This is a genomic window from Knoellia koreensis (genome assembly GCF_013041615.1).
Taxonomy (GTDB): Bacteria; Actinomycetota; Actinomycetes; order Actinomycetales; family Dermatophilaceae; genus Pedococcus; species Pedococcus koreensis.
This window is the reverse complement of sequence record NZ_JABEPQ010000002.1, coordinates 519,896-540,229: the sequence shown is the minus strand read 5'-3', so window position 1 is coordinate 540,229 and position 20,334 is coordinate 519,896. Positions and strand designations below refer to the sequence as shown.

At 70.3% G+C, this 20,334-nt stretch carries 19 protein-coding genes; 10 read left to right on the top strand and 9 right to left on the bottom strand.

The annotated features are described in order from the left end of the window. Nucleotides 1–37 precede the first annotated feature (37 nt). Both HJG52_RS10840 and HJG52_RS10835 read left to right on the top strand, forming a co-directional pair. A complete protein-coding gene (locus HJG52_RS10840; protein ID WP_171243602.1) occupies nt 38–841 on the top strand; it encodes an exodeoxyribonuclease III in 804 nt (267 codons plus the stop codon). 93 nt (nt 842–934) lie between these two features. Further along, entirely contained in the window at nt 935–2,773 is a 1,839-nt protein-coding gene (locus HJG52_RS10835) for a Type 1 glutamine amidotransferase-like domain-containing protein (RefSeq protein ID WP_171243601.1), read from the top strand. Nucleotides 2,774–2,796: 23 nt separating this feature from the next. On the opposite strand, the gene galK is transcribed toward HJG52_RS10835, so the two are convergent. Genes galK through HJG52_RS10820 form a run of 3 tightly spaced genes read right to left on the bottom strand, consistent with a single transcriptional unit; the run spans nt 2,797 to nt 6,787 of the window. Then, nucleotides 2,797–3,975, bottom strand: a complete 1,179-nt coding sequence (galK, locus tag HJG52_RS10830; RefSeq protein ID WP_171243600.1) for a galactokinase — start codon at nt 3,973–3,975, stop codon at nt 2,797–2,799. Nucleotides 3,976–3,989: 14 nt separating this feature from the next. After that, nucleotides 3,990–4,796 carry a DeoR/GlpR family DNA-binding transcription regulator gene (locus HJG52_RS10825; protein ID WP_171243599.1) on the bottom strand — a complete coding sequence of 269 codons (807 nt, stop codon included), beginning with the start codon at nt 4,794–4,796 and terminating at the stop codon, nt 3,990–3,992. 2 nt (nt 4,797–4,798) lie between these two features. Continuing rightward, the gene (locus tag HJG52_RS10820) at nt 4,799–6,787 is read right to left on the bottom strand and encodes a beta-galactosidase (RefSeq protein ID WP_171243598.1); all 1,989 of its coding nucleotides are present in this window, start codon (nt 6,785–6,787) and stop codon (nt 4,799–4,801) included. A gap of 294 nt (nt 6,788–7,081) precedes the next feature. Here HJG52_RS10820 and HJG52_RS21280 point away from each other — a divergent pair, with 294 nt between their 5' ends. From HJG52_RS21280 to HJG52_RS10790, 7 genes are read left to right on the top strand one after another with little or no spacing between them, the layout of a single operon-like run. Continuing rightward, nucleotides 7,082–7,693 carry an extracellular solute-binding protein gene (locus tag HJG52_RS21280; protein WP_277352124.1) on the top strand — a complete coding sequence of 204 codons (612 nt, stop codon included), beginning with the start codon at nt 7,082–7,084 and terminating at the stop codon, nt 7,691–7,693. Beyond that, complete coding sequence (locus tag HJG52_RS10815; protein ID WP_277352123.1) at nt 7,579–8,421, top strand: ABC transporter substrate-binding protein; 843 nt, start codon at nt 7,579–7,581, stop codon at nt 8,419–8,421. Before HJG52_RS21280 ends, HJG52_RS10815 begins: the two co-directional genes overlap by 115 nt. An 18-nt stretch (nt 8,422–8,439) precedes the next feature. Beyond that, nucleotides 8,440–9,333, top strand: coding sequence for a carbohydrate ABC transporter permease (locus tag HJG52_RS21625; protein ID WP_346767684.1), 894 nt, complete (start codon nt 8,440–8,442; stop codon nt 9,331–9,333). Next, on the top strand, nt 9,330–10,262 hold the full coding sequence (locus tag HJG52_RS10805; RefSeq protein WP_171243597.1) for a carbohydrate ABC transporter permease: 933 nt from the start codon (nt 9,330–9,332) through the stop codon (nt 10,260–10,262). Before HJG52_RS21625 ends, HJG52_RS10805 begins: the two co-directional genes overlap by 4 nt. A 32-nt stretch (nt 10,263–10,294) precedes the next feature. Continuing rightward, nucleotides 10,295–11,329, top strand: a complete 1,035-nt coding sequence (gene trpS / locus HJG52_RS10800) for a tryptophan--tRNA ligase (RefSeq protein ID WP_206070510.1) — start codon at nt 10,295–10,297, stop codon at nt 11,327–11,329. Between the two features lie 10 nt (nt 11,330–11,339). After that, nucleotides 11,340–11,888, top strand: a complete 549-nt coding sequence (locus HJG52_RS10795) for a 2'-5' RNA ligase family protein (protein ID WP_346767683.1) — start codon at nt 11,340–11,342, stop codon at nt 11,886–11,888. After that, complete coding sequence (locus tag HJG52_RS10790) at nt 11,885–12,967, top strand: YhjD/YihY/BrkB family envelope integrity protein (protein WP_171243595.1); 1,083 nt, start codon at nt 11,885–11,887, stop codon at nt 12,965–12,967. The genes HJG52_RS10795 and HJG52_RS10790 overlap by 4 nt, the downstream gene beginning before the upstream one ends. Here HJG52_RS10790 and HJG52_RS10785 read toward each other — a convergent pair. From HJG52_RS10785 to HJG52_RS10760, 6 genes are all read right to left on the bottom strand, one after another. Further along, nucleotides 12,954–14,222: a D-alanyl-D-alanine carboxypeptidase gene (locus tag HJG52_RS10785; protein WP_171243594.1), complete on the bottom strand. Its 1,269-nt coding sequence runs from the start codon at nt 14,220–14,222 to the stop codon at nt 12,954–12,956. The genes HJG52_RS10790 and HJG52_RS10785 overlap by 14 nt on opposite strands. Before the next feature lie 77 nt (nt 14,223–14,299). After that, nucleotides 14,300–15,064 (bottom strand): succinate dehydrogenase iron-sulfur subunit, encoded by a 765-nt coding sequence (locus tag HJG52_RS10780; RefSeq protein WP_171243593.1) that lies wholly within the window; start codon nt 15,062–15,064, stop codon nt 14,300–14,302. Next, the gene (gene sdhA / locus HJG52_RS10775; RefSeq protein WP_171243592.1) at nt 15,064–16,845 is read right to left on the bottom strand and encodes a succinate dehydrogenase flavoprotein subunit; all 1,782 of its coding nucleotides are present in this window, start codon (nt 16,843–16,845) and stop codon (nt 15,064–15,066) included. Before sdhA ends, HJG52_RS10780 begins: the two co-directional genes overlap by 1 nt. A gap of 14 nt (nt 16,846–16,859) precedes the next feature. Beyond that, a complete protein-coding gene (locus tag HJG52_RS10770; protein WP_171243591.1) occupies nt 16,860–17,321 on the bottom strand; it encodes a succinate dehydrogenase hydrophobic membrane anchor subunit in 462 nt (153 codons plus the stop codon). An 11-nt stretch (nt 17,322–17,332) separates the two neighbouring features. Next, the gene (sdhC, locus tag HJG52_RS10765; protein ID WP_171243590.1) at nt 17,333–17,725 is read right to left on the bottom strand and encodes a succinate dehydrogenase, cytochrome b556 subunit; all 393 of its coding nucleotides are present in this window, start codon (nt 17,723–17,725) and stop codon (nt 17,333–17,335) included. Between the two features lie 230 nt (nt 17,726–17,955). Continuing rightward, nucleotides 17,956–19,113: a glycosyltransferase family 4 protein gene (locus tag HJG52_RS10760; RefSeq protein ID WP_346767682.1), complete on the bottom strand. Its 1,158-nt coding sequence runs from the start codon at nt 19,111–19,113 to the stop codon at nt 17,956–17,958. Between the two features lie 136 nt (nt 19,114–19,249). Between HJG52_RS10760 and HJG52_RS10755 the strand changes: the two genes are divergently transcribed. Further along, on the top strand, nt 19,250–20,332 hold the full coding sequence (locus HJG52_RS10755; protein ID WP_171243588.1) for a mannose-1-phosphate guanylyltransferase: 1,083 nt from the start codon (nt 19,250–19,252) through the stop codon (nt 20,330–20,332). The last annotated feature ends 2 nt before the right edge of the window (nt 20,333–20,334 follow it).

The following is a 20,334-nucleotide window of genomic DNA, read 5'->3' as shown; positions in this document are numbered from 1 at the left end:
TGCGGGCGGCTTGGAGCCGACACGGAGAATATGCGGCGTGCGACTGATCTGCGCCAACGTCAACGGGATTCGCGCCGCCGCCCGCCGAGGCGGCCTGCAGTGGCTGGCCGAGCAGCAACCCGACGTCCTGTGCCTGCAGGAGGTGCGGGCCAGCGACGAGCAGCTGCGGACGGTGCTCGACGAAGGGGGCTTCGTGGGGTGGCACGTCGCGCACACCGAGGCGGAGTCGAAGGGGCGCGCCGTTGTCGCGGTCGTCAGCCGTGACCCGCAGCTGCGCGTCTCGACGTCGGTCGGGCCAGTCGAGTTCGACGGCGCCGGCCGCTGGGTCGAGGCCGACCTGGACACCCCGGCCGGCATCGTGACGGTCGCGTCGACCTACGTCCACACCGGGGAGGCCGGCACCGATCGGCAGGCCGAGAAGTACCGCTTCCTCGACGCGCTGACGGCCCGCTTGCAGGGGTGGGCCGCGGCAGGTGCGCTCGCCGTGGTGACCGGCGACCTCAACATCGCCCACCACGAGCACGACCTGAAGAACTGGAAGGGCAACCTCAAGAAGTCCGGGTTCCTCGCCGACGAGCGGGCCTACCTCGACCGCTGGTTCGACGGGGGCGCGTGGGTCGACGTGCACCGGGCCCACCACGGCCCCGGCCCGGGCCCGTACACGTGGTGGTCGTGGCGTGGGCAGGCGTTCGACAACGACTCGGGGTGGCGCATCGACTACCAGCTCGCGAGCGCACCGCTCGCCCGGCGGGCGACGACCGCGTGGGCCGGCCGCGCGGCGGCATACGACCAGCGCTGGTCCGACCACGCCGCGGTGGTCGTCGACTACGACCTCGGTTGAGCCGCCCGCCGCAGGCCGCACCAGCCGGGTCCGCCCACCGAAAAGTCGCTGCTCAGCGCGCTGCGGGCACCCGAACCGGGCTACGTTGCCCTCATGAGGCGCACCGTCCGCACCGCCCTGTCCGCCTGTGTCGTCACCCTCGTGGTGCCCGCCGTCGTCGCCGTGGCACCGGCTGGGGCGGCCCCGCCCACGGGCACGCTCGTGCCGATCGGCGGTGGCTACGAGCGGCCCTCGCTCGAGGGTTTCTCGCGCATCGCCGCCGAGGGGGCGAGCGGCCCGACCGTCGACCTCGTCGTCGTGCCGAGCTCCTACGGAGACAAGGCCAAGGACCGCGCCGAGAACCTCGCCCTGGCCCAGCAGCGCACCGACCAGATCGACGCCATCTGCGACTCCGTCGTGCCGCCGCCCTACACCGGCTGCACCGCCACGCTGGCCGTCCTGCTGAACCGCAAGGACGCGATGAACCCGGCCAACAGCACGATCTTCGACGCGCCCTCCACCGACGGCATCTACGTCCTCGGCGGCGACCAGGGCATCGCGATGCAGGTGCTGGCCGGCTCGCCCGCCGAGCAGGCGATGGAGCGCGCCGTGACCCGCGGTGTCGCGCTGGGCGGCACGAGCGCGGGCGCCGCGGTCGAGTCGCGCAACATGATCAACGGGTTCACGGGCAAGCTCGGACCGGCCGACGGCCTGCGGCAGGGCAGCACCCTCATGTGGTGGGGTGACGACCCTGACCTCGAGCGCGGGTTGTCGTTCGGGTCGCAGCGCGCGATCTTCGACCAGCACTTCTACCAGCGTGGTCGTTTCGGGCGGCTGCTGTCGACGATCGCCACGAGCGACGAGAGGTATGCCGGTCAGTCGCGTCTCGGGGTCGGCGTCGACTACGCGACCGGTGTCCGCGCCGACGACGACACCACCCTGAGCGGCGTCTTCGGCGCAAGCTCGGCGGCGGTCGTCGACTTCGAGACCCTGAACGCCACCCACCAGTGGGTCGGCCCGCTCGCCCTGCTCTCGGCGCGCAACGTCCTCACCCACCTGCTCACGCCGGGCACGGCGGCATACGACATGACGACGCGCACCCCGAGCATCGACGGTGCGCCGGTCGCCCCGCCGGCCCCCACCGGGTGGCGTGCGCCCTCGGCACCCGGCACGGGCACGACCTACCTCGGTGGTGGGCTGCTCGACGGTGCGGTCAAGGACGGTGCGCTGCCCGACTTCGTGCGCACCGCGTCGGCCGGCGTCGCCTCGCCGAAGCAGTCGCGCATCGTCGTCGTGTCGGCCTCGTCCGGTGACACCGCGACCGCCCAGGCGTATGCCGCGGCCCTCAAGACCGCCGGCTGGGCCGGGTCGGTCGTGACCTCGACCTACGGACCGGGCTGGACTGCTCCTGACCTCGCCGGTGCTGCCGGTGTCGTGGTGACCGCCGCGGACGCGACCACGTTGGCGCCGGCGATGGGTGACGCGTCGTTCCGGAGCTGGGTGGGTGGGGCCGCCCGCACCGCGCCCGCCTTCCTCGCCGACGACCACATGGCGGCCGCCGTCGGCGCCCGCTGGTCGCCCAAGGCCGACCCGACCTCGAGCACCGTGGAGGACCAGGGCATCGCAGCGTTCCGTGCCGACGACGCGCAGTGGCAGCCCGGACTCGGCCTCGTGTCGGCGAGCATCGTGCCCAGCCTGACGAGCGAATACCGTTGGGGCCGCTTGTATGCCGCGACCATGGCCGACCCGACGCAGCTCGCCTTCGGCGTGGCGGACGGCACGGCGGTCGCGCTGTCGCCGGGCGCAGGGGCCCGAGTTGCCGGTGGCATCTCCGTGGTCGTGGCCGACGGACGCCAGGCGACCTACAGCACGGCGAGCAACGGTGCGATCGGTGCCGTCAACGTGGTGCTCGACGTGTTCGCAGCCGGTGAGGCCCTGACCTCCGCGCGCTGAACCGCGCGCAAGTGCCGGGCTTGTCAGGTGTCGCGGTGCGCAGATTCGGCCGCGGTGACCGCAAACGGGTCGGGCGCGCGGAAACCCTTGCGGGAGAAGGCTTCCAACACCGCAGCCGAGACCTCATCGACTGCGTCGGCGCGGACGAGTGCGATGGCGGAGCCACCGAACCCGCCACCCGTCATGCGCGCACCCAGGGCGCCCGCGGCCACGGCGGCCTCGACCACGGTGTCGAGCTCGTCGACGGAGATCTCGAAGTCGTCGCGCATCGAGGCGTGTGACTGCAGGAACAACCGGCCGAGTTCGTCGAAGTCGTCTCGCCGCAACGCTTCCCGCGCGCGGACGACGCGGTCGATCTCGGTGACGACGTGCCGGGCTCGCTTGCGCAGGAGGTCGGAGGACAACCGCGGCAGCGCACTGTCGAGCTCGTCCACCGACACCTCGCGCAAGGTCGGGACGCCGAGCTCCTGGGCGGCCTGCTCGCAACTGGCGCGCCGCTCGGCGTACTGTCCGTCGACGAGGGCGTGCTCGGCTCGGGTGTCCACGACGAGCAGCGCCAGGCCGGCCGACGCCAGGTCGAACGGCACCTGCTCGTGGGTGAGGTCGCGACAGTCCAGGAGCAGCGCGTGCCCGGACTGCCCGAGCATCGACGCCGACTGGTCCATGCCCCCGGTCGGGGCCTGGGCGATGGTGTTCTCGGCCTCGACGCAGGCCGCGGCCAGGGCGCTGCGCGCGTCGTCGTCGGCCAGGAGCCCGAGGTCGACGAGGTCGCTGACCGCGGCACCCATCGCGCACTCCAGGGCGGCCGAGCTCGACAGCCCGGCGCCGACCGGCACCGCACTGGTGACGGCGACGTCGAAACCGGACTCCACGGCATACCCGGCCCTGCGCAGGGCCCACGGCACTCCGGCGACGTAGGCGGACCACCCGCCGGGGCGGTCGGGTGCGACCTCGGACAGGTCGACCTCGACGACCGCTCCGTCCAGGTCGGACACCATCTTCAGGAGTGTGTCGTCTCGGCGCCGCACGGCCGCAAACGTCCGCTGTGGCAACGCGATCGGCAGGCAGAGGCCGGCGTTGTAGTCGGTGTGCTCGCCGATGAGGTTGACCCGGCCGGGGGCCGACCACACGCCGTCGGGGGTCCCACCGAGGTGGCGCTCGAACAACGCGTTCGCGGCATCGACCCTGTCGTGTCCAGTCACCGGACCAGCATGGCTCACGAGCCGGTCCGCAGGCGGCCGGGGATGCGCTGGCGTTTCGCGGTGACCAGGGTGCCCACCGCGTCGGCGACCGAGGCGCGGGTCCGCGACGACAGCTCGTCGTCGGTGACGAGCACCTCGACGTCTGCCAGGGCGAGGAAGGTGCTGAGGCCGACGACGCCGAACTTCGTGTGGTCGACGAGGACGCAGGTGCGGCGGGCGCAGGCCACGAGCGCACGGTTGGTCTCGGACTCGACCAGGTTCGGCGTCGTGAGGCCCGCCTGCGGGTCGACCCCGTGGGCGCCGAGGAAGAGCAGGTCCACGTGCAGGGATCGCAGCGCGGCGACCGCGACCGGACCGACGAGCGCGTCGGACGGAGTGCGGACCCCGCCGGTGAGCACCACGGTCTGGCCCGGTGTGCCCGACTCGTGCAGCAGCTGGGCGACCGGCACCGAGTTGGTGACGACGGTGATGTCCGGCACCGAGCGCACGGCGCGGGCCAGCTCGTACGTCGTGGTCCCGGCGGAGATGCCGATCGAGGAACCCGGCTCGACCAGCGCCGCGGCCGCCTCGCCGATGGCCTGCTTCTGGCGGGTCATGAGCGTGGACTTGGCGCGGAACCCGGGCTCGTCGCTGGTGCGGGACGAGAGTGCGACGGCGCCACCGTGCACCCGCTCGACCAGGCCCTGTTCGGCGAGCTGGTCGATGTCGCGCCGGATGGTCATGTCGGAGACGCCCAGCTCGGACACCAGGTCCGAAACCCGGACGGCACCGGTGCGTTCGACGACCTCGGCGATGTGGTTGCGTCGCTGGCCCGCCAGCATCCTCAGCCCTCCCGGACGACGGCGACGCCGCCCGGCGCCAGCGTCACCTGGCCGTCGACCGCCGCGTCGGCCACGAGGTCGTGCCCACTCGCGGGTACCACCTGCTCCTGGCCGGTGTGGTTGAGCAGGAACAGCCACGAGGCCCCGCCCTCAGCGCTGCGGCGAGCGGCCTCGACGCCCGCAGGGACGTCGGCGACCGGCCGGACGCCCGCGTCCGAGACGATCCGGTCGAGTAGCGCGCCGAGCGTGTGGTCGTCGGGTGAGGTCGAGAGGTACCACGCGGCGCCTGAGCCGACGGGCCGGCGGGTGATCGCGGGTCGCCCGGCGAGGGGTCCGTCGGCGTAGCTGTCCACCACCTCTGCTCCGGTGCTGGTGAGGTGCTCGGACCACCGCGTCCCCGTGCCCGTGCCGAGCGCGACGGCGTCCCCGGCCACCAGCGGGTAGAACTCCTCCGTCCGCACTCCCAGCAGGTCGCGGAACGCGCCCGGGTAGCCGCCGAGACGGACGTGGTCATCGAGGTCGCTGATGCCGGAGAAGTAGGTGACGAGCACCTGCGCGCCCCGCTCCGCCGCGGCGGCGACGGCCGCCGCGTGCTCGTCGCTCACGGCATACAGGGTCGGGACGACGACCACGTCGTATGCCGCGAGGTCGGCACCCGGGTGCACGACGTCCGCGGCGATGCCCCGTTCGCGCAGGAGCCGGTGGACCGTGGTCGCCATGGTGACCGGGTCGAGGTCCGCAGACGGCATGCACGGCCCCTGAGCGGCCCAGTTCGACTGGTAGTCGAACAGGATGGCGACCGACGAGGTCACGGTGCTGCCGACCACCTCGCCGAGGCGGCCGGCGAGGGCGCCGAGCGCTGCCACCTCGCGGAACCGGTCACTGTCGCGGCCGGCGTGGGGGACGAGGGCGGAGTGGAACTTCTCTGCGCCCGCACGGGACTGGCGGAACTGGAAGAACCCGAGGGAGTCGGCGCCGCGGGCGACGTGGGCGAGGCTGTTGCGGGTCATCTCGCCCGGAGCCTTGGCGGGGTTGACCGGCTGCCAGTTGACGGCGCTGGTGGAGTGCTCCATGAGCATCCAGGGCCGGCCGCCGGCGATGCCCCTCGTGAGGTCGGCGGAGAACGACAGCTCGGCGGCCGGGTCGTCGAGGCTGGCGACGAGGTAGTGGTCGGTGCTGACGACGTCCTGGTCGGGGGCCCACTGGTTGTAGTCGAGGTGACGGAAGCTGGTGAGGGTCATGAAGTTCGTCGTCACGGGGACGCCGGGGCTGGTCTCGGCGAGGACGGCCTTCTCGGCGCGGTAGAAGTCGAGCAGCTGGTCGGACTGGAACCGGCGGTAGTCCAGCAGCTGGGTGGGGTTGGCGAAGGTCGTCGTCTTGCGCGGCGGCAGGATCTGGTCCCACTCGGTGTAGCGCTGGCTCCAGAAGGCGGTGCCCCACGCGTCGTTGATCGCGTCCAGGTCGGGGTAGCGGCGACGCAGCCACACCCGGAACTCGGCTGCGCAGGTGTCGCAGTAGCAGGGGACGTTGTGGCAGGCGTACTCGTTCGAGACGTGCCACAGGGCCAGGGCCGGGTGGTCGTGGTAGCGGCGGCCGAGCTCGCGGGTCAGGGCCAGGGCGTACTCGCGGAAGACAGGCGAGCTGGGGCACCAGGCCTGGCGGCTGCCCGGCCACAGGGTGTGCCCCTCGTGGTCGACCGGCAGCATCTCCGGGTGCGCGGCCGAGAGCCACGGCGGGGGAGTCGCCGTGGCGGTGGCCAGGTCGACAGCGATGCCGTTGGCGTGCAGGAGGTCCATGATCTCGTCGAGCCAGCCGAACTCGTACTCGCCCTTGGCCGGTTCGAGCCAGGACCACGAGAAGATCCCGAGCGACACGAAGCTGACCCCGGCCTCCCGCATCAGAGCCATGTCCTCGGCCCAGGTCTCGCGGGGCCACTGCTCGGGGTTGTAGTCGCCGCCAAAGGCGATCCGGTCACTCGGCCATGAGCGCATGACGGCCAGTGTCTGGAACGCCCACACATTTGTCAACACAATCAAACACGGGTGGTCGGCGGTGTCGATGGCCCTGCGCAGTTGTGCTCGGCGTTGGCTGTCAGGGGGTGAAATGCGTTGCGGTTGAGCGGAAGGAGCCGATCCGTCCGTGATCGAGATATCCCGTCCGCGTTCCGGCGAGCCCCTTGACAGGCTCGTCGGAGACGGACATTCTCACTCTTGCGTTGGTGGTTTCTGATCGATTCTGTGAGACGAGACCACCGGCGGTCGAAGCCCACGTCAAAGGAGACCGTGATGACCCGCCCCGCATCCGAGGCCGAGTACCTCGCCAGCCTGACCCCGGAGTCCGTGCGCGGTCTGAGCCGCCGGACCCTCCTGCGCGGCGCCGCCGGTGCGGGAGCCCTGCTCACCATGCCTGCCCTCCTCGCGGCCTGCGGCGGCGGCGACAGTGGCGCCGGTGGCAAGGCGAGCGGCACCATCACCTTCGGGTCGAACCAGTCCGACGCCAAGCCCAAGGCGGCATACCAGGCGGTCATGGACAGCTTCGCCAAGGCGAACTCCGGCCTCTCGGTCAAGATCAACACGATCGACCACAACACGTTCCAGGAGAACATCAACAACTACCTGCAGGGTTCGCCCGACGACGTGTTCACGTGGTTCGCCGGCTACCGCATGCAGTTCTTCGCCAGCAAGGGCCTCATCGGCGACATCAGCGACGTCTGGAAGGACGTCAAGGGCATGTCCGACGCCCTCAGAAGTCCTCCACCGGTGAGGACGGCAAGCAGTACTTCATGCCGTTCACCTACTACCCGTGGGCCGTCTTCTACCGCAAGAGCGTCTTCCAGGAGAAGGGCTACGAGATCCCCAAGACCCTCGACGAGTTCAAGACGCTCGGCGCGAAGATGAAGCAGGACGGGCTTGTCCCGATCGCCTTCGGCGACAAGGACGGCTGGCCCGCCATGGGCACCTTCGACCAGCTCAACCTGCGCATCAACGGCTACGACTTCCACGTCAGCCTGATGGCGGGCAAAGAGGCCTGGAACAGCGACAAGGTCAAGAAGGTCTTCGACACCTGGGCCGGCCTGTTCGACATCCAGCAGCCCGACGCCCTCGGCCGCACGTGGCAGGAGGCCGCCCAGGCTCTGCAGCAGAAGAAGGCCGGCACCTACCTGCTCGGCTCGTTCGTGGCCCAGCAGTTCGACGCCTCGGAGCAGGACGACCTCGACTTCTTCAACTTCCCCGAGATCGACAGCACCATCGGCGCCGACGCCATCGAGGCCCCCATCGACGGCTTCATGATGTCCAAGCGGCCGAAGAACGAGGCCGGCGCCAAGAAGCTGCTCGGCTACCTCGGCGGTCCCGAGGCGCAGGGCATCGCGGTCAAGGCCGACCCCAGCGTCATCGCGACGAGCTCCGAGGCCGACCAGTCCGGTTACACCGCCCTGCAGAAGAAGTCGGTGGAGTTCGTGAAGTCCGCCAAGTCGATCGCGCAGTTCATGGACCGCGACACCCGCCCCGACTTCGCGTCGACCGTGATGATCCCGGCGATCCAGAGCTTCATCAAGAACCCCAAGGACATCAACGGGCTCTGCAACTCGATCGAGAACCAGAAGAAGAGCATCTTCACCAGCTGACGATCGACGGAGCACCTCGTGGCACGTTCGAAGTACAAGGGGATCGACCACCTCAGCCCCGTCGACCGCATCGTCGTCGGGCTGATGGTGGCGATCCCCACCCTCCTGGTCGTCTGGCTGGTGTGGTTCCCCGCGGTCGGGTCCGTGCTGCTGTCCTTCACCAACTGGGACGGCATCGGCCCACTCTCGTCGGCCAAGCCGGTGGGGGTCAAGAACTACCAGGACGTCTTCACCATCTACCCGCCGTTCTGGCCGGCGGTGCAGCACAACCTGATCTGGCTCGCGGTGATGTTCCTCGTGGCCACGCCGCTCGGGATCTTCCTCGCCGTCCTGCTCGACCGCCAGATGCGCGGTTCGCGCTTCTACCAGACGGCGATCTACCTCCCGGTGGTGCTCTCGCTGGCCCTCGTCGGCTTCATCTGGCAGCTCATCTACAGCCGCGACCAAGGGTTCATCAACCAGCTCACCGGCAGCACCATCGACTGGTACGGCGACCCGCGCTACAACCTGTGGGCGGCGCTCGTCGCCTCCAGCTGGCGCCACGTCGGCTACATCATGTTGCTCTACCTGGCCGGGCTCAAGGGCGTCGACCCGACGCTGCGCGAGGCCGCCCGGGTCGACGGCGCGAACGAGCGCACGACCTTCTTCAAGGTCGTCTTCCCCGTCATGGCACCGATCAACATCATCGTGCTCGTCGTGACCGTGATCGAGTCACTGCGCGCGTTCGACCTGGTCTGGGTGATCAACAAGGGCCGCAACGGCCTCGAGCTGATCTCGACGCTGGTCACCACCAACATCGTCGGTGAGGCGAGCCGCATCGGCTTCGGGTCGGCGCTGGCCACCCTGATGCTGTTGATCTCGTCCGTCTTCATCGTCATCTACCTGCGCATCGTCATGAGGGAGCAACGATGACCGCCGCCAGTGAGCTGCCCCAGGCGGCAGCACCCGGGAAGAACGTGCTCGAGCCGAGCCGCGCGCCCAGACCCGCCGGTTCCGGGGGATCGCGGTGGGCGGTCCAGACCTTCCTCGCGGTCGTCGCCGTGGTCTGGCTCTTCCCGGTCCTGTATGCCGTGTTGGGCAGCCTGCGTGACTACGACTACACGTCCAAGCACGGCTACTTCTCGTTCGGCGGGTTCACCCTCCAGAACTACAAGGACGCGTGGGCGCAGGCGAACTTCTCGCACACGATGCTCAACTCGGCATACATCACCGTCCCCGCCGTCATCCTCACCCTCTTCCTGTCGTGCTGCATCGCCTTCGTGGTCGCGCGCTTCTCGTTCAAGCTCAACCTGTTCCTGCTCGGGCTCTTCACCGCGGCCAACCTGCTGCCGCCCCAGGCGCTGCTCATCCCCGTCTACCGGATGTTCCGCGCGATCGAGGTGCCGTTCTGGTTCAGCGAGTCGGGCACGCTGCTCAACAGCTACTCGGGGCTCATCGCGGTCAACGTCGCGTTCCAGACCGGTTTCTGCGCGTTCGTGCTCTCCAACTACATGAAGACGCTGCCGCGCGAGCTCTACGAGTCCGCCGTCGTCGACGGGGCCAGTGTGCTGCGCCAGTTCTTCCAGATCACGCTGCCGTTGTGCCGGCCGCCGCTGGCGGCGCTCGCCACGCTCGAGGTCACCTGGATCTACAACGAGTTCTTCTGGGCGACGGTCCTGCTGCAGTCCGGCGACAAGTTCCCGGTCACCAGCTCGCTCAACAACCTGCGCGGCCAGTTCTTCACCGACAACAACCTCGTGGCTGCCGGCTCCGTGGTGATCGCGCTGCCGACGCTCATCATCTTCTTCCTGCTGCAGAAGCAGTTCGTCGCCGGGCTCACCCTGGGTGCGACCAAGGGGTGACCCCGGAAATCCGCGCGACGGCTCCTGACACAATGGTGGGCATGTCTGAATCGTCCACGCCCACGGCCCTGCCCCGGATCCTGTCCGGCATGCAGCCGACCAGCGACAGCCTGCACCTCGGCAACTACCTCGGCGCGCTGGTCAACTGGGTCAAGCTCCAGGACGAGTTCGACGCCTTCTACTTCGTCGCCGACCTGCACGCGCTCACCGTGCCGACCGACCCCGAGGTGCTGCGCCGCCGCACCCGCGTGACGGCGGCCCAGTTCATCGCCGGCGGCGTCGACCCCAAGCGGTCGGCGGTGTTCTGCCAGAGCCACGTCGCCGAGCACGCCGAGCTCGGCTGGGTCATGAACTGCCTCACCGCCGACGGCGAGGCGCGGCGCATGACCCAGTTCAAGGACAAGGTCGCCAAGGGCCAGAACGCCAACGTCGGCCTGCTCACCTACCCCATGCTCATGGCCGCGGACATCCTCATGTACGACGCGGCATACGTGCCAGTCGGCGAGGACCAGCGCCAGCACCTCGAGATCACCCGCGACCTCGCCGAGCGGTTCAACCACCGCTTCGGCGAGACCCTGGTCGTGCCCGACGCCTACATCGTCAAGGAGTCGGCCAAGATCATGGACCTCCAGGAGCCCGAGGCGAAGATGAGCAAGACCGGCTCGAGCCCCAAGGGCCTCATCGACCTCATGCAGGACCCTGCCAAGATCGCCAAGAACATCCGCTCGGCGGTGACCGACACCGACACCGAGATCCGTTACGACCCCCAGGCCAAGCCGGGCGTCTCCAACCTGCTCGTCATCCACTCCGTGCTCTCCGGCACGCCGGTCCAGCAGGTCGCAGAGGCCTTTGCGGGCAAGGGTTACGGCGACCTCAAGAAGGAGGTGGCCGAGGTGGTCGTGGAGGCGCTGACGCCGTTCCAGGAGCGCATGCGCGAGCTGCTCGCCGACGAGACCGAGCTCGACCGCATCCTCGCCGACGGGGCCGACCGGGCGCGTGAGGTCGCCACCGCGACGATGACGCGCGTGCGCGAACGGGTCGGCCTGCTCGCCGCTGCTGTTCGGTAGGGTCGCGACCGTGCCGACCATCGGCGTGTCGATCGCCATTCCCTCCCCGTATGCCGAGCTGCTCCAGGCCAAGCGGGCGTCCTACGGCGACCCCCTGGCCGACTCCATCCCCACGCACGTGACGCTGCTGCCGCCGACCGAGGTCGACGACGCGGCCATGGGCGAGGTGACCGAGCACCTGCAGGCGGTGGCCGAGGCCGGGCACGCCTTTCCCATGGTGCTGCGCGGCACCGGCACGTTCCGGCCGGTGTCGCCCGTCGTCTTCGTGCAGGTGTCCGGTGGCCTCGCGGAGTGCGAGATGCTGGAGCGCTCCGTGCGACGGGGCCCGCTGGAGCGCGAGCTCGACTTCTACTACCACCCGCACGTCACGGTGGCCCACCACGTCCCCGAGGACGCGCTCGACCGAGCCTTCACCGACCTCGCCGACTTCGAGTGCCGCTTCGACGTGACCGAGTTCCACCTCTACGAGCACGGTGCCGACGCCGTCTGGCGTCCCGCCCACACGTTCGCACTCAACCGGGACAGCCACGAGCAGTCCCACGGGGGCGGCGGGCAGTGACCACGCTCAAGAAGTGGTTCGCCCGGCTCAAGGGCACCTCGGCCTACCGCGCGTGGGACCGCTACAACACCCACAACGGCGGCCTGCTCGCCGGCGGCATCTCCTACGTCGCGTTCCTGTCCATCTTCCCCGTGCTGGCGCTGGCGTTCGCGGTGTTCGGGCTCGTCCTGCGCGACCAGCCGGGCCTCATCAACGACATCCGCGACGCGATCAACGAGCAGCTGCCGGGTTTCGTCAAGCAGGGTCCGGATGACCCGAAGGGCATCATCACCCTCTCGGTGCCGAGCGGTCGCACCCTGTCGATCACGTTCGTCGCCGGCCTCGCCACGCTGCTGTGGGGAGGCCTGGGCTGGCTGAGCAGCACCCGGCAGGGCATCCGGGCGATCTTCGGTGTCGAGGGGACTCCGGGAAACTTCGTCCTGGCCAAGCTGCGCGACCTCGGCGTGCTCGTCCTCATCGGTCTCGGCATCGTCGTCTCGGTCCTCGTCTCGACCGCGGCCAACGGGGTGGCCGAGTGGCTGGCCGGCCTCGTGGGCCTGAGCGGCCAGGGCTGGCTGTTCACGGTGATCGGCATCCTGGCCCAGCTGCTGCTCAACACCTTCATCGTCGCGCTGCTGCTGCGGCTGCTGTCCGGGGTCCCACTGCCGTGGGACGGGTTGCGCAACGGCGCCATCGCCGGTGGCGTGCTGCTCACCCTGATCCAGGTCTTCAGCACCCAGCTGCTGTCCGGCACGCTCAACAACAACGCGCTGGCCGCCGTCGCGATCCCGGCGGCGCTGCTCGTCTACCTCAACTTCATCGCGCGGGCGCTCCTGCTGTCGGCGTCCTGGGCGGCCAACGACCTCGACGCCGGCACCGGCCGCGACACGAGCGACGGCATGGAGCACAAGGCGATGGAGGGCCCGGCTCCCGAACCGCTCGCCACCTACCGCGAGCGCACGGATGCGGGGCTGCCCACCTTCGGGCCGCGGGCGGGAGACCGGGCGACGCTCGCTGCAGGGGCGGTGCTCGGCGCGGTCGGCGCCTTCGCCCTCGGCACCGCGCGACGCGGCATACGGGCGCTGGTCAGGCGCCGCTGAGGCGGTGCCGTCCGCGGTGGCGACGCCGCCGTGAGCGCCACGCGGCGAACCACAGGGCCAGCAGCGCCAGCGCACCCGCGGGGGCGGCCAGCCACGCCGGGTGCACCTTCCACGTCAACGTGACCGGTGAAGACGAGTCGGTATGCCGCGGCACGACGGCGGCCCCGGCCGCGCCGAGCGGGCCGGCCGGCTCGGGGGCCGCCGGAGCGGTGGGGGTCGCCGTCGGCGTGGGCTTCGGGGCGGTGGGCACCTCACCGGGGTCGACCAGCCGGCCCACCGGGCGAGCCGTGGCACCGTACTTGAAGGCCCAGTCGTACATCGCCGCCTGGGGACGCCAGGAGTTGTCGAGGCCGTACATCTCGCTGAGCAGGTAGGTCTTGCCGCCGCGCGTCACCGCGGAGATGAACGTGCGGTGCGCGGCCTGGGTGTAGCCGTTCTTCACGCCGATCGTGCCGGGGTAGTTGTAGAGCAGCGTGTTGTGGTTGGAGATCTTGTAGGTGCCGCGCTTCTTCGTCTTGGCGTTGAGCGTGCCGGGGAAGACGGCCTGCTTGGTCGTGACGTAGGCGCGGAAGTCCTTCAGCTGCAACGCTGCCCGTCCGATCAGGGCGAGGTCGTAGGCGCTGCTGGTCTGCCCGGGGGCGTCGAGACCGGAGGGGTCCTTGGCCACGGTGTCGTGGGCGCCCAGGTTGGCCGCGACCGCGTTCATCTCGGCGAGCACCTGGTCACGCCCGCCGCCGGCCCCCGCGAGGGCGTATGCCGCGTCGTTGCCCGAGGACATGAGCAGCGCCTGGAACAGCTGCTTGCCGGTGTAGGGGAGACCCGGCACCAGGCCGACCCGGGTGCCGTCGGCCGCCGCGTCCTCGGGCGTGGCCTTGATGACCGTGGTGCTCGGCACCTTGGGGATCAGGGTGAGCGCCGTCAGGGTCTTGAGCGTGCTGGCGGGCAGCAGCCGGGCGTGCGGTGCCTTGGCCGCGACCACGTCACCGGTGTCGAGGTCGGCCAGCACCCACGAGACGTCCTTGAGGGCGGGAGGTGCCGGCACACCGGCGGGCAGGTCAGTGACGACACCCGTGGACGCGAGCTTCTCGCCACCGACGGCGAGCTCGGGCACCACCGTGTTCCTGGGCACCGGCAGCGTCGGCGTCCTGGTCGTCGGCTTGCCGCCGGACGTCGTCGTGGTGCCGGGGGTCGGTGGTGGGGTGGTCGCCGCCACCGCGGCCTGCGGCGAGGCCGTCACGGCGGTGAGCAGCGCCACCCCCGCACACAGCGAAGCCGCGGCCGCCCTGCGCAGGCGTCCGCGGCATACCGCCTCGTGGCGGCGCTGGGCCCGGATCAGAACCGGCTCGTGAGGAGGGCCCGCTTGACCTCCTGGATCGCCTTGGTGACCTGGATGCCGCGCGGGCAGGCATCGGTGCAGTTGAAGGTCGTGCGGCAGCGCCACACGCCTTCCTTGTCGTTGAGGATCTCCAGGCGCTGCGACCCGCCGTCGTCACGGCTGTCGAAGATGAACCGGTGCGCGTTGACGATCGCCGCCGGGCCGAAGTACTGGCCGTCGTTCCAGAAGACCGGGCAGCTCGTCGTGCAGGCGGCGCACAGGATGCACTTGGTCGTGTCGTCGAAGCGGTCGCGGTCGGCCTGGCTCTGGATGCGCTCGCGCGTCGGCTCGTGGCCGTTGGTGATGAGGAACGGCTGGATCTCGCGGTAGGCGTCGAAGAACGGCTCCATGTCGACCACGAGGTCCTTCTCGAGGGGCAGGCCCTTGATCGGCTCGACGGTGATCGGCTTGTCCGGGTTGACGTCCTTGATGAGAGTCTTGCAGGCGAGCCGGTTCTTGCCGTTGATCCGCATGGCGTCCGAGCCGCACACACCGTGCGCGCAGGACCGGCGGAAGGTCAGCGAGCCGTCCTGCTCCCACTTGATCTGGTGCAGCGCGTCGAGGACGCGGTCCGTGGCGTGCGCCGTCACCTCGTAGGTCTCGAAGTGCGGTGCCTCGTCGACCTCGGGGTTGTAGCGCTGGACCTTGAGCGTGACCGTGAAGGTCGGGACGGCGCCGGCCTTCTGCTCGTCGCTGCTGGGCTGGGTGGCGGTGGCGGTCATCAGTACTTGCGCTCCATCGGCTGGTAGCGGGTCACGGTCACGGCCTTGTAGTCGAGCGTCACCTCATCGGCGAACGGGGCGCTGGGCGACTCCTCCTCGACGGTCACGGGCGGCCGGTAGGCCATCGTGTGACGCATGAAGTTCACGTCGTCGCGGGCCTCGTAGTCCTCACGGAAGTGGCCGCCGCGGGACTCCTTGCGGGCCAGGGCACCGAGGGTGATGACCTCGGCGAGCTCGATGAGGAAGCCGAGCTCGATCGCCTCGAGCAGGTCGGTGTTGTAACGCCTGCCCTTGTCCTGCACCACGACGTTTGCGTAGCGCTCCTTGAGCTCCTCGATCACGCCCAGCGCCTCCTTCATGGAGGCCTCGGTGCGGAACACCTGGACGTTGCGGTCCATGGTCTCCTGCAGCGCCTTGCGCAGGTCGACGACCCGCTCGCCGCTCTCGCGGCCGCGGATGCCCTCGACCATGCCCTCGACCAGCCACTCGGGGTTCTCGGGGAGGTCCACCCACGGTGCGTCCACGGCATACTCCGCCGCAGCGATGCCGGCGCGGCGCCCGAAGACGTTGATGTCCAGGAGGCTGTTGGTGCCGAGGCGGTTCGAGCCGTGCACGGACACGCACGCGACCTCGCCCGCGGCATACAGGCCGGGCACGACGTCGGTGTTGTTGCGCAGCACCTCGGTCTCGACGTTGGTCGGCACGCCGCCCATGGCGTAGTGCGCCGTCGGGTAGACCGGGACCGGCTCGGTGTAGGGCTCGACGCCGAGGTAGGTGCGCGCGAACTCGGTGATGTCGGGCAGCTTGGCGTCGATGTGCGCCGGCTCGAGGTGGGTCAGGTCGAGCAGGACGTAGTCCTTGTTCGGGCCGGCGCCGCGGCCCTCGCGCACCTCGTTGGCCATCGACCGGGCGACGATGTCGCGCGGGGCGAGGTCCTTGATGGTGGGGGCGTAGCGCTCCATGAACCGCTCGCCGTCGGCGTTGCGCAGGATGCCGCCCTCACCGCGGGCCGCCTCCGACAGCAGGATGCCGAGACCGGCGAGGCCGGTCGGGTGGAACTGGAAGAACTCCATGTCCTCCAGCGGCAGGCCGCGGCGGAACGCGACGCCCATGCCGTCACCGGTGAGGGTGTGGGCGTTGGACGTGGTCTTGAAGACCTTGCCCGCGCCGCCGGTCGCGAAGACGACCGACTTGGCCTGGAAGACGTGCAGCTCACCGGTCGCGAGCTCGTAGGCCACGACACCGGCGGTGCGCTCGATGCCGTCCGGGCCGGTGTTCATGAGCAGGTCGAGGACGTAGTACTCGTTGAAGAACTCGACGTCCTGCTTGACGCAGTTCTGGTAGAGCGTCTGGAGGATCATGTGGCCGGTGCGGTCGGCGGCGAAACAGGAGCGGCGCACCGCGGCCTCACCGTGGTTGCGGGTGTGCCCACCGAACCGGCGCTGGTCGATCTTGCCCTCGGGCGTGCGGTTGAACGGCAGGCCCATCTTCTCGAGGTCGATGACCGCGTCGATCGCCTCACGGCACATGATCTCCGCGGCGTCCTGGTCGACGAGGTAGTCACCACCCTTGACCGTGTCGAAGGTGTGCCACTCCCAGTTGTCCTCCTCGACGTTCGCGAGGGCCGCGCACATGCCACCCTGCGCCGCACCGGTGTGCGAGCGGGTGGGGTAGAGCTTGGTGAGGACGGCGGTCCGGGCGCGCTTGCTCGACTCGAGCGCCGCGCGCATGCCGGCACCGCCCGCGCCGACGATGACGACGTCGTACTTGTGGATCTGCATTCGGTCTCTCGTCCTTACTTGGTGCAGACGCTGAGGGTGGAGTTCGGGTCGATGCACGGGTCGAACGTGAAGATCACCAGCGTGCCGAGGACGATCGTGAAGACTGTTGCGACGACGAGCAGCGTCTTGAGCACCCAGCGGGTGCCCTCACGCTCGGTGTAGTCGTTGATGATCGTGCGGACCCCGTTGAATCCGTGGAGCATGCCCAGCCAGAGCATCAGCATGTCCCAGACCTGCCAGAACGGGCTCGACCACTTGCCGGCGACGAACGCGAAGTCGATCGCGTGGATGCCCTCGCCGAGCATGAGGTTGACGAAGAGGTGCCCGAAGACGAGCACGAGCAGCAGGATCCCGCTGGCGCGCATGAAGACCCAGGACCACAGCTCGAAGTTGCCGCGAGTCGGGGTGAAGCGCTTGTAGGGGGAGAGCTTGGCGGACGTGGCGGCGGTCGCCGTCTGGTCGGTGGTGGCGGTCATGTCAGCGCCCTTCAGTGCGTGAACACGTTGGTCAGGTGCCGGATCGCGAACGGCACGAACAGGACGACGAAGCCGATGACGACACCCCAGAACATCTGCTTCTGGAACTTCGGGCCCTTGGACCAGAAGTCGACGGCGATGATCCGCAGGCCGTTGAGCGCGTGGAAGATGACCGCGGCGACGAGCCCGGCCTCACCCAGCCCGACGACGGGGTTCTTGTACGCCTCCATCACCTGGTTGTAGGCCTCCGGCGAGACACGGACCAACGCGGTGTCGAGCACGTGCGCGAAGAGGAAGAGGAAGAGGAGGAGCCCGCTGATCCGGTGGGCGACCCACGACCACATGCCTTCCCGGCCGCGGTAGAGGGTGCCCCCTCCCTTGGGGGCCGTTGCTGCCTGCGCCACGTGCGCGTCCCTTTCGAGCGAAGGTGTTCACGGCGTCGCTCGTCCTTGCGGAGGCGTGGCCGTCGTGCCAGCGCTCAGGTTATCGGTCGGCGTGTCGTCCTCACGAACCGGTCGCCTGTGAGAAACCAGACAGGCCGGGTTACCAGTTGGTATGCCGCGTGGCTCGCGCGGGGTGGCCGCGTGGCCGCAGGTGCCGCGTGGGGTGTGGCCCGTGCCGTATGCCGCGTGGCTCAGGCGGTCGCCGCCGCGTGGCTCGCGCGGGCGGTGGCGTAGTGGCCGAGCAGCTGGTCGGTGAGCGCGGCCCAGCTGCGACCGCGGACCCGGTCGAGGGCGGCGGTCCCCATCGCCTCGCGCTTGACCCGGTCGCCGACGAGGTGGGCGACGGCGTCGCGTAGCCCGTCCGCGCTGTCGGGGTCGAACAGCAGCCCGGTGCGGCTGTGGTCCACCAGGTCGAGCGGGCCACCCTTGGCGGGGGCCACGACCGGCAGCCCGGTCGCGGCGGCCTCCTGGAGCGTCTGGCCGAACGTCTCCCGGGTGCCCGTGTGCACGAAGACGTCGCACGCGGCATACGCCCGAGCCAGGTCGTCACCGTCCCGGCGGCCGAGGAAGACCGGTGGCGGCGAGCCGGCGCGGGTGGCGGCCTCGGTGAGCAGGCCCTCGAGCCGGCCCCGGTCGGGACCGTCGCCGACGAGCACGAGCCTCGTGCCGGGGAGCGCGGCGACAGGGACCAGCCGGTCGAGCTCCTTCTCCGCGGCGAGCCGGCCGACGTAGCCCACGAGCGCCTCACCGCGCGGCGCGAGCCCCGAGCGCAGCCGCTGGGTCGCGGCGTCGAGCCGCCACCCCGGGTGGAACAGGCCGGTGTCGACGCCGCGCCCCCACAGTGCGGTGCGCGGCACACCGTGCGCGCGCAGGTCCTCCAGGGCGGCGGTCGACGGGGCCAGCGTCAGGTCGGCGTTCTCGTGCAGGTGCCGCACCCACCGCCAGGCTGCCTTCGATGCACCCTTGGCCACCGGCAGCGGGCCGTGCTTGAGGAGGAACGACGGCATGTCGGTCTGGTAGACGGCGACGCTCGGCAGGCCCAGCCTGCTCGTGGCGGTGAGCGCGCGTGCGCCGAGCACGAACGGTGACGCCACGTGGACGACGTCGGGCGCGAAGCCGGCGAGGACGGGCTCGACCTCGCCGGACGGCATACCCAGGGGGAAGTCCTTGACCGTCACCGAGGCGACGCTCACGACGGGGTATCCCGCGTAGGACGCCGGTGCCGGCCGGGGCGCCACGATCAACACGTCGTGGCCACCGGCCCGGAGGCACTCGGTCACCCGGCAGACGCTCGTGGTGACTCCGTTGAACGTCGGCAGGAACGACTCGGTGACGATGGCGATCCGCACGACACCAGCCTCCGCAGCGGCGGTGAGGCGTTGGCGACGCCTCGGGGTGTGTCGAGTGAGCGGCAGGTGACGAGCCGGTGCGCGCGGCAGTGTGGGGCGGCCGTGTGGGAGCGGTGGTCGGCTACGGTTGCGCGCCATGGGGAACGAGCACGTCTGGGCCATCATCCCGGCCGGGGGAGCGGGGACGCGGCTGTGGCCGCTGTCGCGGGCGTCGTCGCCCAAGTTCCTCCACGACCTGACCGGCGCGGGACGCTCGCTGCTGCAGCAGACCTGGGACCGGCTGTCGCCGCTGGTGGGTTCGCGCATCGTCGTCGTGACCGGGCGCGCGCACGAGGCGGCGGTGCGCTCGCAGCTGCCGTCCCTGCCGGCCGACCAGCTCCTCGCCGAACCGTCGCCGCGGGACTCGATGGCGGCGATCGGGTGGGCCGCCGCGGTGCTCGAGGCGCGTGACCCCGAGGCGGTCGTCTGCTCGTTCGCGGCCGACCACGTCATTGGTGACGAGGACGTCTTTCGGGCTTGTGTCGCCGACGCGGTGGCCGCCGCCGAGCAGGACTACGTCGTCACCATCGGCATCGAACCCACATACGCTGCAACGGGTTTCGGCTACATCGAGATGGGGGAGACGCTCGCCACTGGCGGTGCGGCGCGCGCGGTCGTGCAGTTCGTCGAGAAGCCCGACCGGGAGCGGGCGGAGGCCTATCTCGCGACCGGGCGGTTCCGGTGGAACGCGGGCATGTTCGTCGTCAAGGCGCGGGTGCTGCTCGACCTGCTCGCCCAGTGGCACCCTGGGCTGGCCGCCGGTGTGCGCTCGCTCGCGACCGACCCGGCTCGGCTCGACGACGTCTGGGACGGGCTGGAGAAGATCGCGATCGACCACGCCGTCGCCGAGCCGGCCGCCGACGCCGGGCGCGTCGCCGTGGTGCCGGGCGGTTTCGGCTGGGACGACGTGGGCGACTTCGCCTCCCTGGGTGGGTTGTTGCGCGACGCCGACGGTATGCCGGGTGTGCGCGTCCTCGGGTCGGCCGACGACGTGCGCGTGGTCGATGCCGGCGGCGTGGTGGTGCCAGGTTCGGGGCGGACGGTCGCCCTGGTCGGGCTCGAGGACGTCGTGGTCGTCGACACCCCGGACGCGGTGCTTGTCGTCGCCAAGGACCGCGCCCAGGACGTCAAGAAGGTCGTCGACGCCCTCAAGGCCGACGGCCGCACCGACCTGACCTGAGG

Coding starts and splice junctions, on each gene's coding strand:
- HJG52_RS10835 (WP_171243601.1), top strand. CDS start 935: ATGAGGCGCACCGTCCGCACCGCCCTGTCCGCCTGTGTCGTCACCCTC.
- HJG52_RS10825 (WP_171243599.1), bottom strand. CDS start 4,796: ATGCTGGCGGGCCAGCGACGCAACCACATCGCCGAGGTCGTCGAACGC.
- HJG52_RS10820 (WP_171243598.1), bottom strand. CDS start 6,787: ATGCGCTCATGGCCGAGTGACCGGATCGCCTTTGGCGGCGACTACAAC.
- HJG52_RS21280 (WP_277352124.1), top strand. CDS start 7,082: ATGACCCGCCCCGCATCCGAGGCCGAGTACCTCGCCAGCCTGACCCCG.
- HJG52_RS10815 (WP_277352123.1), top strand. CDS start 7,579: ATGCCGTTCACCTACTACCCGTGGGCCGTCTTCTACCGCAAGAGCGTC.
- HJG52_RS10805 (WP_171243597.1), top strand. CDS start 9,330: ATGACCGCCGCCAGTGAGCTGCCCCAGGCGGCAGCACCCGGGAAGAAC.
- trpS (WP_206070510.1), top strand. CDS start 10,295: ATGGTGGGCATGTCTGAATCGTCCACGCCCACGGCCCTGCCCCGGATC.
- HJG52_RS10780 (WP_171243593.1), bottom strand. CDS start 15,064: ATGACCGCCACCGCCACCCAGCCCAGCAGCGACGAGCAGAAGGCCGGC.
- sdhA (WP_171243592.1), bottom strand. CDS start 16,845: ATGCAGATCCACAAGTACGACGTCGTCATCGTCGGCGCGGGCGGTGCC.
- HJG52_RS10770 (WP_171243591.1), bottom strand. CDS start 17,321: ATGACCGCCACCACCGACCAGACGGCGACCGCCGCCACGTCCGCCAAG.
- HJG52_RS10755 (WP_171243588.1), top strand. CDS start 19,250: ATGGGGAACGAGCACGTCTGGGCCATCATCCCGGCCGGGGGAGCGGGG.